Here is a 13517-nt window from a genome sequence, read left to right on the forward strand (position 1 = left end):
TCGCGTCGAGCGAGGGGAAGGAACGGGGCTTGATGCGATTCGGCAGCATCGTCTGGGGGCACGCCGGCGAAACCGGCACGGTCGCCATCGCGCCCGAGGCCCTCACCGACTTGAATCTCGATCAGATATTCGCTGCCGCCGGTGGCGAATTGCACGCGGCGGTGCATGGGCGCCCACTGTCCGACGTGTCCGTCGTGCGGTATCGCCACGAGGTGTTCGACGATCTCCGAGACGACGCGGTCCGCGCGGTGTTCGATGCCTTCGTCGCCGGAATGCGTTCGGTCCGAAGACATCTCGAGCGCACCGAGCAGATGAAGAACTCCTACCAGCGAGACCGCTGGCAACTCGACGGCGAGGCGGTGTACGTCCGGACGCTCGAGGAGTTGCGCAACGCGCTGCACGAACTGCCCCTGCGCGCTGCCGGGCTGCTGGACTGGCGCGCCTGGCTCGACGCCCACCTGAACGGCGCGGAGTTCCGCGGGTTCGCGGACGACGGCGCGAGCGTGCGGACCGCGCTGGAGTCCCTCCGCTACACCATTCATGTCCAGGGCCGTCAGGTCGTCGTCGGGTCCTACGCGGGCCAGTCCGATTACAGCGAGGTGATCGCGGACGCGCTCGCCAGACTCCGTCCGGTGAACGATCCTCGCGGACCGCGTGTCATCGACCCGTGGCCGGACATGAACGAGGTGGAGGAACAGATCCTCGCCACCGTTGCCGACCGTCACCCCCGCGAGTTCCGGCGGCTGGCTGAGCACGCCCGGCAGTACCGCGGGGTGATCGACTCGACGGTGGCGCGATTCGACCTCGAATTGCGTTTCTACCTCGACTATCTGCGGTTCGTCCAGCGGTTGGAGCGGCACGGCGCACGGTTCTGCAATCCGGAGGTGACGGCGGATTTCACCGGCATGTTCGTCGAGGGCGGCTACGACCTGGCGCTCGCCAACACACTGGCCGGCGGGGACAGCGCGGTGGTGACCAACGACTTCCGGCTCGACGGGGTGGAGCGGGTGCTGGTGGTGACCGGTCCGAATCAGGGCGGCAAGAGCACCTTCGGCCGGATGTTCGGTCAGCTGATGTATCTCGCGGCTCTGGGCTGCCCGGTGCCGGGTACCCGGGCGCGGGTCATGCTGTCGGACGGATTGTTCACGCATTTCGTGCGCGAGGACGATGCCAACGACCCGGACGGCGCCCTCGCGCAGGAACTGTTTCGCCTGAACGAGATCCTGAACCGGCTCACGCCGCACAGTATCGTGGTATTGAACGAAAGCCTGAGTACCACAACGGCCGCCGACGCGGCCCTGCTCGGCGGGGAGGTGGTGCGGCGCATTGTTTCCTCCGGTGCGGTGGCCGTATTCGTGACATTCGTCGGAGAGCTCGCCGAATGGGGGCCGGAGGTGGTGAGTATGGTCGCGGGCATCGAATCGGGTGACGATCCGGTCCGCACGTTCCGGATCGAGCGGCGCCCGCCCGACGGGCTCACCTACGCGGCGGTGGTCGCGCAGCGACACGGGCTGACCTACAACGCGATTCGGGAGCGGGTGCGATGATCACCGTCGGCCTGCTGCAACCACCGAACGGCGCCGGACGCCTCGCCCGGCACGGGGCGGCGATGCCCGTCGATCTCGGCCTGGACGAGCTGTACGCAGCCATGGCTCTCGGCGACAAGTTCGTTGCGCAGGTGGTGAAAGCCGTTGTGCCCGCGAGTCTCACCGACGTGGACGTGATCCGTTACCGGCAATCCGTCCTGGGCGACTTCCTCGCGACTCCCGAAATGCTGCACGACTTCTTCACCATCGCCACCGAGGCGGTTGCGGTGCGACGCTGGGGTTCCGGGCGCGGCGGTACGCCCCGGGTGAAGCTCGGCTTGGCCCGGCAACCGCTCGAAGAACTGGCCGTCCATCTGCGTAGACTCCGGCAAACATGCGAAAAGTACGCGGGCGCATGCACTTCCGACGGATTGATCCGGCTGTGCACTGTGCTGACTGACCTGCTCGACGAGGACTATCTGGTGACCCTCTCCGAGCACCTGGAGTCGCTGGACTTCGCCGACTACGGGATCATGTTCAGTGCGACTCTCGGCGCAGGCAACAAGCCGTACCGGGTCATGCTGCACGAGCCGCCGAAAGAGGTCAAACGCACATTGTTCGGTCCGCGCCGCGGCGGTACCGCATTCGAGGCGACCAGCAATTTCGAGCTGCCGCACGATCCGTTGATGGCGGTCATCGAGCCACCGCTGGATGCGGTCGCCGAGGTGGTGTCCCGCGCGACCGACAATGTTCAGGAGTTCTTCCGGTCGCTCCGCGCGGAGCTGGCATTCTATCTCGGCTGCCTGAATTTGCACGATCGGCTGCGGCGGGGCGGTGTCCCGATCTGCTTTCCGGAGCCGACGGTCGGGAGCGACCCGGCGCTACGTGCGGAGGAGCTGCGCGACACGTCGCTGTGCCTGTCATCGAACACCGTGGTGGGCAACAGCGTCGATGCCGCCGGGCGAACGCTGCTGGTGGTGACCGGAGCGAACAGCGGCGGCAAGTCGACGTTCCTGCGCAGCGTCGGCGTGGCCCAGGTCATGATGCAAGCCGGCATGTTCGTCACGGCCGGGTCGTTCACCGCCGACGTACGCGACGGTGTGTGGACGCATTTCGTGCAGCGCGAGGACTCGAGCATGACACACGGGCGGCTGGACGAGGAGCTCGCTCGAATCAGGGAGATCACCGACGAGCTCCGGCCCGGTGCGATGGTGCTGTTCAACGAGCCGTTCGCGTCCACGAACGATCAGGAGGCCGCGGTTATCGCCGACCCGATCGTCACGGCGCTCCTGGATTCGGGGGTGAAGGTCCTGATCGTCACGCACCTCTATGATTTCGTGCACCGGCGCTACGATGCCGGGCACCGTTCGGACCTTTTCCTGCGCGCCGAGCGCACGCCCGACGGCCGCCGTACCTACCGGCTGACGGTGGGTGCTCCGGAGGCGACCAGCCACGGCCAGGACATCTTCGCTCGCATCGTCGGCTACCGGCCAGGGGCGACCGGCGAGAGTTGATCTCGCGGGCACTGTGTTTCGACGGTGTCCGCCCACAGCAGCATCGGCGGACGTAGCCGGCGCCGCTCCGGATCGGTCAGCTGGCCGGCCAGGGCGAGAATATCGCGGCGCAGCTGAGCGGGGTTGAGCTCGTGGTACCGCCGAGTGAGCGCGGCCTTGGCGTGCTGGGGGACGTTCGGGTTGTCGAGGAGCCGCTGATACGGCGTGCGCGCGGTGTCGTATCGCCGGACCACCTTGGTCCCGGCCCGATGCTTGGCCACGAGCTGTTGACGCGGCGAGAAGAAGTTGTGATGCAACCGCAGCTTCGCGTGAATCTCGTTGAGCAACAGCTGCTCTCGCTCATCGGTGGGGCGAGGGAGCCGTGCCGGTGACAGCGACGCCGCGTCGGGCCGTAACCGTTTCCGGTCGTCGGCGAGCCTGCGGTCGATGGTCGCGGCCGACAACGCCGACAGTTTCGCCGCCGTCCGGTCATCGATGTCCAGCTCCCCGCAGGCGCGTAAGCGCGCCACCGCCTCGGGCAGGAACGGCGCCAACCGCTTACCGGACGGTGTGCCGAGTGCCAGCCATACCGTGCGCAACGCCTCGAATACCTCCGCGGAGTAGCTCGGTGGGCGAGGCCGCCGCCGCTGCTGGGTAACGGCTTTCGGATCCAGCGCGGCGCGCAGTTGCTTGCGTGCGTGATCGCGGTGCCAGCCGGTGCGCAGGCACAGTTCGGTCAGGATCGCATTCTTTCGGTCCTTTCCCGCGGCCCGATACCGCAGCGCCATCGCGTTGGTGACCATTTGTCGTCGACTCATCGTCCGGCACCGTCCCCTCCGCCTGAACCGGCTTTCACCTGGTGTGATCCACCAATGTTGGCGTACTGTCATTTGTAGCGCGGCGCACCGCGGTCGGCAACACGTGATATCTGTTGTCACGCAAAGATGCTCGACGCCCGGTACTCTGATCTATTCCAGCGCCCGAAGGGATGGGAATGTCGCGCCCGCAATGCGTGGGCAGGATTGCGCGACAGCTCCTGTGCGACAACCTGATTGACGAGGGAAAGATGGAAGTGACCCGGCCGACACCCCAGGTCGACGACGTACCCGCCGCACGAACCGCCCGCGAGATTCTGCCGGTTCTGGGCAGCCTGCTGATCGCCCTGCTGCTGGCGATGCTGGACAACACCATCGTGGGCACGGCACTGCCCACCATGGTGGGCGAACTCGGTGGAGCGCAACAACTTCTGTGGGTGGTGACCGGATATACGCTCACCTCCGGAATCTCGACACTGATCCTCGGCAAGGCCGGCGATCTCCTCGGCCGCAAAGCCACCTTTCAGGCCTCGATCGTGTTGTTCCTGCTCGGCTCCGCGCTGAGCGGCGCGGCGCAGGACATGGGGCAGCTGGCGCTGTTTCGCGGCGTTCAGGGCATCGGCGCCGGCGGGCTGGTCGCGGGCGCGATGGCGATCCTGGGTGAGTTCGTGCTGCCCGCCGAGCGCGCCAGATACCAGGGGCTGCTCATGGCCATCATGCCGATCTCGTTGCTCGGCGGCCCGCTGGTGGGTGGTTGGATTACCGACAATGCCTCGTGGCGCTGGGTGTTCCTCGTCAATCTGCCGCTCGGAGCCATCGTGCTGCTGACCGTCTGGCGGACCGTGCACCTGCCGCCGCGGGAGCGGCCGAAGCTGGTGATCGACTGGCGCGGCGCCCTCCTGCTGACGGTCTGGACCACCGCGCTGGTGTTGATCGGCAGCTGGGCGCATGCGCGCTACGCCTGGGATTCCTGGCAGATCCTCACCCTGGCAGCGGTGTTCGTCGTCGTGCTCGCGGTGTACGTCCGGGTCGAACGCACGGCCGTCGAACCGATCACGCCGCTGCACGTGCTGACCGGCCGGGATTTCGCACTGGCCAGCGTGCTCGCTTTCATCTCCGGCCTCGTCATGATCGCGGCGGCCGCCTTCATGGCGCCGTATCAGCAACTCGTGCAGGGGCTCTCCGCGACCAGCAGCGGCCTGCTCGCCCTGCCCATCATGGCTCCCGCCGTGATCGTCAGCGCCCTGCTGGGCCAGATCATCGCACGCAACGGCAGGATACGGCTCTATCCGATCGTCGGCATGGCCTGTTCGGCCCTCGGCATGCTGCTGCTTGCCCTGATCGACGTGCAGACCGGTCAGACGGCGTTGATCGCGCGAATGATCGTGCTAGGCATCGGAATCGGATTCACCCTGCAGGTCCCGACCTTGATCGCACAGAACAGCGTCGGCCTGCGGGACATGGGTGCCGCGATGGGGATGAGCACCTTTCTGCGCACGATGGGCATGTCGGTCGGTGCGGCGGTGCTCGGCACGGTCTACGCGTCGCGATTCACCGCTACCGCCGACGAGCACGGCGGGCTCGGCCCGGGGGTACCCGCGGACGGCAACAACCTGACGCCCGAGCGGGTCCACGCCCTCCCCGCACAGGTGCAGGATGTTGTGCACGACAGCGTCACGGCGGGCGTACAAGGCGTCTTCTGGGCCGGGATGGGTTGTGCCCTACTCGGATTCGTGGCATCGTGCCTGCTTCGAGATATCCGGTTGACCACCCGGCAGCGGCCGAAGTCGGAGGCCTCCGATCCGGCCGCGACGCGATCGAAATGACCTCGGAAGAATGCACAGGACACCGCCCGACCTCGCGAAAGACGTTGCGCTGCATTCATTGATGGAACTCGAACAATGAGGTACCGTCAATGAATGCGGATGGCCGGGAATGTCGGCGGCGCTGGGGGTGGAAAGGTGCCCCGCGGTGCCATCACCGAGAAGGGCGACCTGGTCGAACTCGGGCCGGATTTCCTGGCCGATCCGCACCGCGTGTACGAGCAGCTACAGCTGCGCGCGCCTGTGCATCATGTGCGGCTGCCCAACGGCCAGACCGGCTGGCTCGTCACCGGGTACGACCTGGCCCGCAAGGTGCTCACCGACCGCCGGATCGGCAAGGACCTGGACCGGGCGCCGGCGGATGTCCGACGCCGGGCCGACGGGTTCGCGGCGATCATGGGTCATCTGTCGAAGCCCGGCGACACCCGGACGCCCGGACCGGTTCGGCACATGCTCAATTCCGATCCGCCCGAGCATACTCGGCTGCGCAAGCTCGTGACCGGGGCGTTCAGCGCCGGCACAGTCGAGGCGCTGCGCCCCGGAATCATCGCCCACGCCGACGAATTGCTCGACAGGATGGCGGACCGACCGGTGGTCGACCTCATTGCCGACTACGCCCGCCCGATTCCGCTGGCCGCGATCTGCGACCTGCTGGGGGTGCCGCCGCGCGATCGAGATCGCTATCGGCGATTACTGCTCGACGCCATGCCCGGACTGGAGTCGCGCAAGGCCGTACGGACGGTGACACCCGAACAGGTCGCCGCCGCGGGCGCCAGCCTGGTGCGGTTCCTCGGCGAGCTCGTCGCCGCCAGGCGCACGGATCTCGGTGTGGACCTGCTGTCGGCGCTCATCGTCGCGCAGGGCGAAGGCGGACTGGACGAGCATGAGCTGGTCGCGACCTTGTTCCTGCTACAGATGGGCGGCCATGAGACGACCGCCAACCTCATCGGCACCGGTCTGTTCGCGTTGTTGCGCGACCGCTCGCTGTTCGATGCGCTGCGCACCGCTCCGGAGCAGATCCCGGCCGCGGTCGAGGAATTCCTGCGCTGGGACGGTCCCTCCCATTTCACTACCGCGCGAGTCACTCTCGAACCGGTGAGCCTGGACGGTGTCGAGGTGTCGGCGGGTGAGTTGGTGTGGGTGTCGCTCACGGCGGCCAATCGGGACCCCGGGCGTTTCGACGCACCGCAGACGGTGGCGAGCAGGCTGAAGCCGATGGGGCACTTGGGTTTCGGCTACGGCGTGCACCGCTGCGTCGGCGCGCCGCTGGCCCGCCTGGTGGCCGTGACCGCATTCGAGCGGATCCTGCGTCGGTACCCGGATCTGCGTCTCACGGTCGATCCGGACGAGATCCTCTGGCGCGACTCGGCATTCCGCGGCGTGCGGGAACTGCCGGCACGACCGGTCCCGCGGCGGTCCCCCTGACCCGACCCACCCACGACGCCCGCCGAAGGGATATGACGATGTCGCACTCCGAACTCCGCACTGTGCTGTCGGAACACGACCTGCCCGACGGCAGGCAGATCCTCACTCCCGATCCGCTGTACGCGAAGCTGCTGTGGCGGTCGGTATCTCAAGATCCTTTCTACGGAGCAGCGGCCGCCGGTCTGTCCGCGGGCGATGTCGTGCTCGACATCGGCGCCAATATCGGCCTCACCACACTCTGCTTCGTCGCCGCGGCCCCCGGCCTCCGGGTGATCGCGGCCGAGCCCGCGCCGGTCAGCCACGCGGCCCTCCTCGCCAACCTGGAGCGGCACGCACCCGGTTGCGTTGCGGTGCACACCGCCGTCGGATCTGCTTGCGGGACAGCGGAATTGACGTACTACCGCCGGTCCCCCGCCAACTCGACGCTGTATCCGGATCTCGCGGACACGGTCGAGGTCAGTCGGACCTATCTGCGCAACGCGGGCCTGTCCGAGTCCGCCCGGGCGCAGCGGGAGAGCGCCATCGTCGCGAAGTTCCAGGACACCAGCCACGCCGTCGTGCCGGTGACCACGGTGGACGAACTCGTGGCGCGGTTCGATATCGAGCGGGTGGCGCTGGTCAAGATCGATGTGGAACGCGCGGAACTGGAGGTGATGAACGGAATCGGCGACGCCACGTGGCCGCGCATCGACCGGGTGGTCGTCGAGGTGCATGATCTGGACCACCGGGTGGATCGCGTCACGGAGCGGCTCAGCGGCCGCGGCTACCAGGTGGACGCCGGTCAGGATCCGAGTATGGCCGGAACCAACATCTACATGGTGAGCGCGAGCCGCTGACGGTGTCCGCGCTAGCTGTTCGCGTAGTACTCCTTGCACTCGCCATAGGTCGGCAGCACACCACGTTCGATGGCCTGGCCCAGGCTCATCGCGTGCGCCATTTCCGTCGCCATGATCGGCGGTTCGCTCAGTCCCCAGGGCAGATTCAGTTCCGCGTCCAGCGGATGGATCGTGTAAGCCGCCTCCGGCACGTAGGTCGTCGAGCACAGATAGCCCACGCAGGTGTCGTCGGTGAGCGCGAGGAACGCGTGGCCCAGCCCGGCAGCGATGTACACGGCGATCCCGCCCGCCGCGTCGAGAATATTCACGCTGTGGGACCCGAACGTGGGCGAGTCGACGCGCAGGTCCACGACGATGTCCAGCGCGCTGCCGCGCAGACACATCACGAATTTCGCCTGGCCGGGCGGGATCTGTACACTGTGCAGCCCCCGCAGGGTGTTACGGCGTGAGACGGAGAAGTTCATCTGCGCAACCTCGAACCGGTGCCCGACCGCGTCGCTGAGCCGGCCGCTGCGCATTGCCTCGTAGAAGTACCCGCGCTCGTCATGATGTTTCTCGGGCGTGATCCGGTAGGAATCCGGAACATTCAGTTCCTCGATATTCATTCGACCGCTCCTTCGTCGTGATCGGTGCTCAACGGATACGCCGCGCGGTGGTGGCGATGGCCTCGACCAGCTCCGCCTGCCGGACGATGGCCGCCACGTCGGTGCCTCGCCCCGTTCCGACGGCCCGGGCGAATGCCACCAGGCTGTTGCGAAATTGGGTATCCGGGCTCAGTCTTCGTTCCTCGATCACGCCCTGGCGGCCGATCCGGACGATCGGTGCGAGGTCGTCCGGCGGAGTGAACGCTCGATGCACGCTGATCCGCCCATGCTCGCCCCACAGTGTGTACGCGCAGCGGTAGTCGTGCGCGAAACCGAAGGTCAGTTGCGCGGTGACGCCGGTCGGCGAAGCCAGCAGTGCACTGCCCGCGATATCGACATTGTGCTTCGGCGACATCCGCAGTGTGGCGCCGACGAGTTCCAGCTCCGGGCCGAGGAACAATTGCGCGGCGCGGATCGGGTAGACGCCGGCGTCGTACAGCGCCCCGCCGTGCAACTCGGGCCGGTAACGAATATCACTGTCCGGCAACGGGGGAAAGGCGAAATCGGCGGTGAGGGCGCGCAACTCACCGATGACGCCGTCGGTGACCAGCTGTGTCACCGCGGCGTGCATGCTGTGGTGCAGAAAGGTGAAGTTCTCGACCAGGACCAGGTCGCGCTCGCAGGCGGCCGATGCCGCCGCCCACGCTTCGGCTTTCGTCGTGGCCAACGGCTTTTCCATCAAGACATGCAATCCCGCGTGCAGAGCGCGGTGCGCCCAGTGGGCGTGCAGGGACGGTGGCAGCGGGATATAGACGGCGTCGATGTCGGTGCGAGCCAGCAGCGCGTCGTAGCCGGCCACGGGTTCGCCGCCGAACCGAGCCGAGAAGGTCTCGGCCTTGTCGAGATCGCGACTGGCGAGGGCCACGAGGTTCAGCTCGGGCACCTGTTCGAGTGCGGGCAGGGTCTTTCGGCGAGCCACGTCGGCACAACCGATAACACCCAGGCGAATTGTCATGTCTGCCGTTGTCTCCGAGGGGAACACTCCGGGCCGGAAACGGACCGGATCGACCTCTTCCACTGTCCATCGTGGCGATCGAGCGGCACTGGAGCCACGCTGAAGCGGCAGTCGAATCCAGCACGACTCCAGGATGTTTCGAGTAGCGCGTGGCACCATGAGGTCGATTCCCGCGCGTGGAGAGAAACGGATACCGGCATGCGAATTCTGTGCACGACATTTTCGTGGCCGTCACACCATTTTCCGATGGTGCCGCTGGAATGGGCATGCCAGGCCGCCGGACACGAGGTCTTGGTGGCGAGCACGCCGAGCCTGACCGACGTGATCCTGCGGTCGGGAATGCCTGCGGTCGCGGTCGGCAAGGATGTCGAGATGACTCCCGGTCCCGCCGCTCGCAGACGCACGGCGCGCCGAGCCCATAGGCGGTGGCCGGACAGGTGGCCGATCCACCCGGAGTTGCTGGACGAGACACAGCGCGAATTGGTCGCGGCGGTGGGACGCATTCACATCGGGATGGCCGAGGCGATGGTCGACGACCTCATCGAGGTCGCGCGGAGCTGGCGACCGGACCTGATATTGCACGACGCATTGTCGTTCGCCGGGGCGGTCACCGCGTCGGTGCTGGACGTGCCGAATGTCAGTTCCCTGTGGGGCGCGCCCGGTCCACAGCGCGCCGAGATGCGTGACTTCCGCTCCGAGCCGCTGCCGGAGTACGTCGACCTCTACGCCACGCGCGCCGCGCCGATCCGGAATACGCCGACGGCCTGGATCGACCCGTGTCCGCCCGCGATCCGCCTACCGCTGGACGGACGGTGTCTGCCGGTGCGGTACGTGCCCTATAACGGGCCCGGCGCCGTTCCGGACTGGTTGTTCGAGCCGGGTCCGCGGCCGCGGGTCTGCGTGACGTGGGGCGCCACCGAGGCCAAACTCGGCGCCGCGCCAACGGATCTCGTCCGCGGGGTCCTGCGGGCGACCGCCGCGCTGGACGTCGAGGTCGTGCTCGCCACCACCGAGCAGATGCGGGTCGAACTGGGCGAGTTGCCGGTAGGCGTGCGCGTCGCGATCGACCTGCCCCTGAAGTATCTGCTGCCCGGCTGCGCCGCGGTGGTGCACCACGGCGGCGCGGGAACCACCCTCACCGCGGGTATCAACGGCGTGCCTCAATTGATCATCACGACCAGGCCGGAGCCCGCGCTGATCGGATCGCAGTGGGCGGCCGGCGGCGGGGGTCGCCACCTCCTCGCCGCCGAGTTGCCCGCCGAGGAGGAAGCCACCGTCGAAGTGCTCGGCAGGGAGCTTGCCCTGGTGTTGCGGGAGTCGTCGTATCGGGCGGGAGCCGAGTCGATCAGGGCCGGGATGCTGGCGACGCCGAGCCCGGCCGAGCTGGTCGGATCCCTGGAACAGCTGGTGTAAGCGCGATCGGTCCGTCAGTCCGACAGATACTCCAGCCCGGAGTCGGCGAGCACGGCCTGGTGCACGCGCCACAGCATTTTCGACGGTTCCAGCCCCACCTCGTCGATCATCCGGGCGCGCAATCGCTGGAAGACCTCGAGTGCCTCCAGCCGTCTGCCACTGCGATAGAGCGCGATCATGAGATGACCGTGCAGCCGCTCGTTGAACAGATGCTCGCCGGTCAATTCGGAGAGCTCGCTGATCACCTCGCGGTGGCGGCCGAGCCGCAGGTCGGCATCGATGCAATCTTCCAAGGCGACCATTCTGGCCTCCTCGAGACCGCGAACCTTCGGACGCAGCACCTGCCCGATGGGAACATCCGCGAAGGGACATCCGCGCCAGAGATCCAGCGCGTTGCGAAGTAATTCCGCGGCCTCGGCGATCCGGCCCTCGGTCGACGCGAGTCGTCCGCGCGCCGCCAGATCGGTGAAGTCGTGCAGATCGAGCTGCCGCGAGCGCATTTGCAGGGTGTAGCCCACCGGTTCGGTGACGAGAACCTCTTTCGTCACCACCTTGGCGTCGACGGCCAATGAGTTCGTGAAGAACTTCCGGAGGGTCAGGATATAGGTCTGAATTGTGGTGACCGCGCTTTTCGGCGGGGTATCACCCCACAGTTCGGCCGCCAGTTTGTCGATCGGGACCGGCCGATTCGGATTCATGATCAGCAGTGCCAGCAGTTGCCGCGGCTTGGCAGCGCTCAACATCGGGGCGCGATCACCGGCTGTGAATGTCATGGTCCCCAGGATGGAAATTTTCAGGTCCACCGGTTCGGCGGTACGCAACATCGCCGCTCACCACACCGAATTCAAGCACGCGATCAGGCTGCGCGCCTGCACGTTCAGGTAGTGGCCGTGTTCGAGCAGGCCCGTGAGCTGGCCGACCGTCATCCACAGATAGTCGGGAGGAACGTCCAGGTCCTGGTCCACCTCGATGATGAGGTAGCGGTTCTGCGCCTGGAAGAAGCGGCCGCCCTCCTCGGACTGAATCGCGTCGTAGCGGATCTGTCCCGGCTCGGCCTCGAGGACCGCATCCAGAAACGGCGGTCGGTACCGGTCGGGCCAATCGGCGTAATTCTCCGGCGTGCACTGGACGGTCGGCGCCAACTCCACGATGTCGAGGTAGCCCGGTTCGATCCGCGCATGCACCAAGACATGCAGCCCCCCGGCGAATCCGCAGACCAGGAATGCGATCACCCCGATACCTACCGGAGCGAGGAACGGCTGCGTCCACTCACGCACCTCGCGTCGAGACGAACGCACCGCCGCGGCGATCACCGAGAAGTATTTCCCGCTCTCGTGCGCGATGTCGCCCTCGGTGCGCCGCCATCCGCGCACCTCGCGCAACGGGAGGAGTTGGGCGGCAATCGAATTCCGGATCTTGATGTCGTTGAACCAGCGCATCACCTCGATCCTGGTATGTAATGCGCCGGTGCGCGGCGAGAGGGAGCGGGCCACCGCCAGCCGGAAATCATCCTCGACCCGGCCCTCCAGGACCTCCGCACTCCGGTCGAACGGGATACACGCGAAGACGGTGCGCAAGTCCATATTCATCAGGTTGTCCACGGCAGCGATGCGGCGCAGCAGACCGAGGGTAATCCAGCGATAACCGTGCCGCACCGGTACGGTCTCCGTGACCTCGACGACCATGTTGCGGTTGCGCTTTCGATAGAACCACGACCCTTGCTCGGACTGCAGTGCATCCACCAGCACCCGGGCCTTGTCGGGGGCGGTGAAGTATTCGAGGTACGGCACCGGCAGTCCGCCGTGTACCCGGGTGTAGTTGCTCTGCGTGGCCTGGACCGTGGGAGACACCTGCACCACGTTGATATTGCCCGGCTCCACCTTGGCCTGGACCAGACAATGCAGCACGCCGTCGAAATCCCGGACGACCAATCCGAGTATGCCGACCTCGGATTGATTGATGATCGGCTGCGTCCAATGCGGCACCGGCGGCTGTTCGGTGGTGACCTGCAGACCTTGGACAGTGAAGAAGCGACCGCTGTCGTGCCCCAGATTCCCGGTCTCCGCATCGAACTTCCAGTTCCGCAGGTCGGCGAACGGCACGCGCTCGACCGCGAGCTCTGTGTCGGAGCGCATCTCCTCCCACCAGCGCTCGAAGTCGCCCGCGGGCGCCGTGGCGGTCTCGGTGACCATTGCCGAGGCGGCCAGCAACGATCGATCCACAATGTCTCGACTCGATCTCGGTCGCCTGGCCCGAACAATCTCGGACATTCCGCTTCCTCCTCGCTCGGGGCCACCGTCGCTCGGAGTATTACATTCATGCTCGAACCACACTAGAGCCGAGCCGCCGCCGCACGACAATGAAATGTCATCCGCATCTCCCTTGTTACCCTGCTCGACGTGCGCGTATCGCGTGTTACGCGGGCATTCTCGAGTGAGGCAACAATGCCTGTCGTACCCGGGCATTTGTCATGAGGCAACCAGCGCGCCGCACCGGACACGGAGCACGGCATCGTCGGCGGGGAGGGGGACACGTCATCCAGCTTCGGGGGCAAAGCAGGGACGAAATGCCCTATTGCGGTGCGGGA

General features: G+C 66.7%; 11 protein-coding genes. 6 read left to right on the forward strand and 5 right to left on the reverse strand.

Annotated features, from left to right (window positions below):
- The first annotated feature begins 32 nt into the window (after positions 1–32).
- Both QH470_RS30365 and QH470_RS30370 read left to right on the forward strand, forming a co-directional pair.
- Positions 33–1547 carry a MutS-related protein gene (locus QH470_RS30365; protein WP_280275802.1) on the forward strand — a complete coding sequence of 505 codons (1515 nt, stop codon included), beginning with the start codon at positions 33–35 and terminating at the stop codon, positions 1545–1547.
- The gene (locus QH470_RS30370; protein ID WP_280275803.1) at positions 1544–3040 is read left to right on the forward strand and encodes a MutS-related protein; all 1497 of its coding nucleotides are present in this window, start codon (positions 1544–1546) and stop codon (positions 3038–3040) included. The genes QH470_RS30365 and QH470_RS30370 overlap by 4 nt, the downstream gene beginning before the upstream one ends.
- Here QH470_RS30370 and QH470_RS30375 read toward each other — a convergent pair.
- Complete coding sequence (locus QH470_RS30375) at positions 3010–3837, reverse strand: hypothetical protein (protein WP_280275804.1); 828 nt, start codon at positions 3835–3837, stop codon at positions 3010–3012. The two genes, QH470_RS30370 and QH470_RS30375, sit on opposite strands and share 31 nt — an antisense overlap.
- Before the next feature lie 248 nt (positions 3838–4085).
- Between QH470_RS30375 and QH470_RS30380 the strand changes: the two genes are divergently transcribed.
- The 3 genes from QH470_RS30380 (at position 4086) to QH470_RS30390 (ending at position 7918) form a co-directional block, all read left to right on the forward strand.
- Complete coding sequence (locus QH470_RS30380) at positions 4086–5660, forward strand: MDR family MFS transporter (protein WP_280275805.1); 1575 nt, start codon at positions 4086–4088, stop codon at positions 5658–5660.
- A gap of 135 nt (positions 5661–5795) precedes the next feature.
- Positions 5796–7082 (forward strand): cytochrome P450 family protein, encoded by a 1287-nt coding sequence (locus QH470_RS30385; RefSeq protein WP_280275806.1) that lies wholly within the window; start codon positions 5796–5798, stop codon positions 7080–7082.
- Positions 7083–7120: 38 nt separating this feature from the next.
- Positions 7121–7918 carry an FkbM family methyltransferase gene (locus QH470_RS30390; protein ID WP_280275807.1) on the forward strand — a complete coding sequence of 266 codons (798 nt, stop codon included), beginning with the start codon at positions 7121–7123 and terminating at the stop codon, positions 7916–7918.
- An 11-nt stretch (positions 7919–7929) separates the two neighbouring features.
- On the opposite strand, the gene QH470_RS30395 is transcribed toward QH470_RS30390, so the two are convergent.
- Complete coding sequence (locus QH470_RS30395) at positions 7930–8523, reverse strand: dTDP-4-dehydrorhamnose 3,5-epimerase family protein (protein WP_280275808.1); 594 nt, start codon at positions 8521–8523, stop codon at positions 7930–7932.
- 28 nt (positions 8524–8551) lie between these two features.
- Positions 8552–9517: a Gfo/Idh/MocA family protein gene (locus QH470_RS30400; RefSeq protein ID WP_280275809.1), complete on the reverse strand. Its 966-nt coding sequence runs from the start codon at positions 9515–9517 to the stop codon at positions 8552–8554.
- Positions 9518–9763: 246 nt separating this feature from the next.
- Between QH470_RS30400 and QH470_RS30405 the strand changes: the two genes are divergently transcribed.
- Complete coding sequence (locus QH470_RS30405) at positions 9764–10930, forward strand: nucleotide disphospho-sugar-binding domain-containing protein (protein ID WP_280275810.1); 1167 nt, start codon at positions 9764–9766, stop codon at positions 10928–10930.
- Positions 10931–10944: 14 nt separating this feature from the next.
- Here QH470_RS30405 and QH470_RS30410 read toward each other — a convergent pair whose 3' ends face one another.
- The gene (locus QH470_RS30410) at positions 10945–11703 is read right to left on the reverse strand and encodes an AfsR/SARP family transcriptional regulator (RefSeq protein WP_280275811.1); all 759 of its coding nucleotides are present in this window, start codon (positions 11701–11703) and stop codon (positions 10945–10947) included.
- Between the two features lie 57 nt (positions 11704–11760).
- Positions 11761–13152 (reverse strand): NDP-hexose 2,3-dehydratase family protein, encoded by a 1392-nt coding sequence (locus QH470_RS30415; protein WP_280275812.1) that lies wholly within the window; start codon positions 13150–13152, stop codon positions 11761–11763.
- Positions 13153–13517: the final 365 nt, after the last annotated feature.

The organism is Nocardia wallacei (genome assembly GCF_029868745.1).
Taxonomy (GTDB): domain Bacteria; phylum Actinomycetota; class Actinomycetes; order Mycobacteriales; family Mycobacteriaceae; genus Nocardia; species Nocardia wallacei_B.

Coding starts and splice junctions, on each gene's coding strand:
- QH470_RS30390 (WP_280275807.1), top strand. CDS start 7,121: ATGTCGCACTCCGAACTCCGCACTGTGCTGTCGGAACACGACCTGCCC.
- QH470_RS30375 (WP_280275804.1), bottom strand. CDS start 3,837: ATGAGTCGACGACAAATGGTCACCAACGCGATGGCGCTGCGGTATCGG.
- QH470_RS30400 (WP_280275809.1), bottom strand. CDS start 9,517: ATGACAATTCGCCTGGGTGTTATCGGTTGTGCCGACGTGGCTCGCCGA.
- QH470_RS30395 (WP_280275808.1), bottom strand. CDS start 8,523: ATGAATATCGAGGAACTGAATGTTCCGGATTCCTACCGGATCACGCCC.
- QH470_RS30380 (WP_280275805.1), top strand. CDS start 4,086: ATGGAAGTGACCCGGCCGACACCCCAGGTCGACGACGTACCCGCCGCA.
- QH470_RS30405 (WP_280275810.1), top strand. CDS start 9,764: ATGGTGCCGCTGGAATGGGCATGCCAGGCCGCCGGACACGAGGTCTTG.
- QH470_RS30370 (WP_280275803.1), top strand. CDS start 1,544: ATGATCACCGTCGGCCTGCTGCAACCACCGAACGGCGCCGGACGCCTC.
- QH470_RS30410 (WP_280275811.1), bottom strand. CDS start 11,703: ATGACATTCACAGCCGGTGATCGCGCCCCGATGTTGAGCGCTGCCAAG.
- QH470_RS30365 (WP_280275802.1), top strand. CDS start 33: ATGCGATTCGGCAGCATCGTCTGGGGGCACGCCGGCGAAACCGGCACG.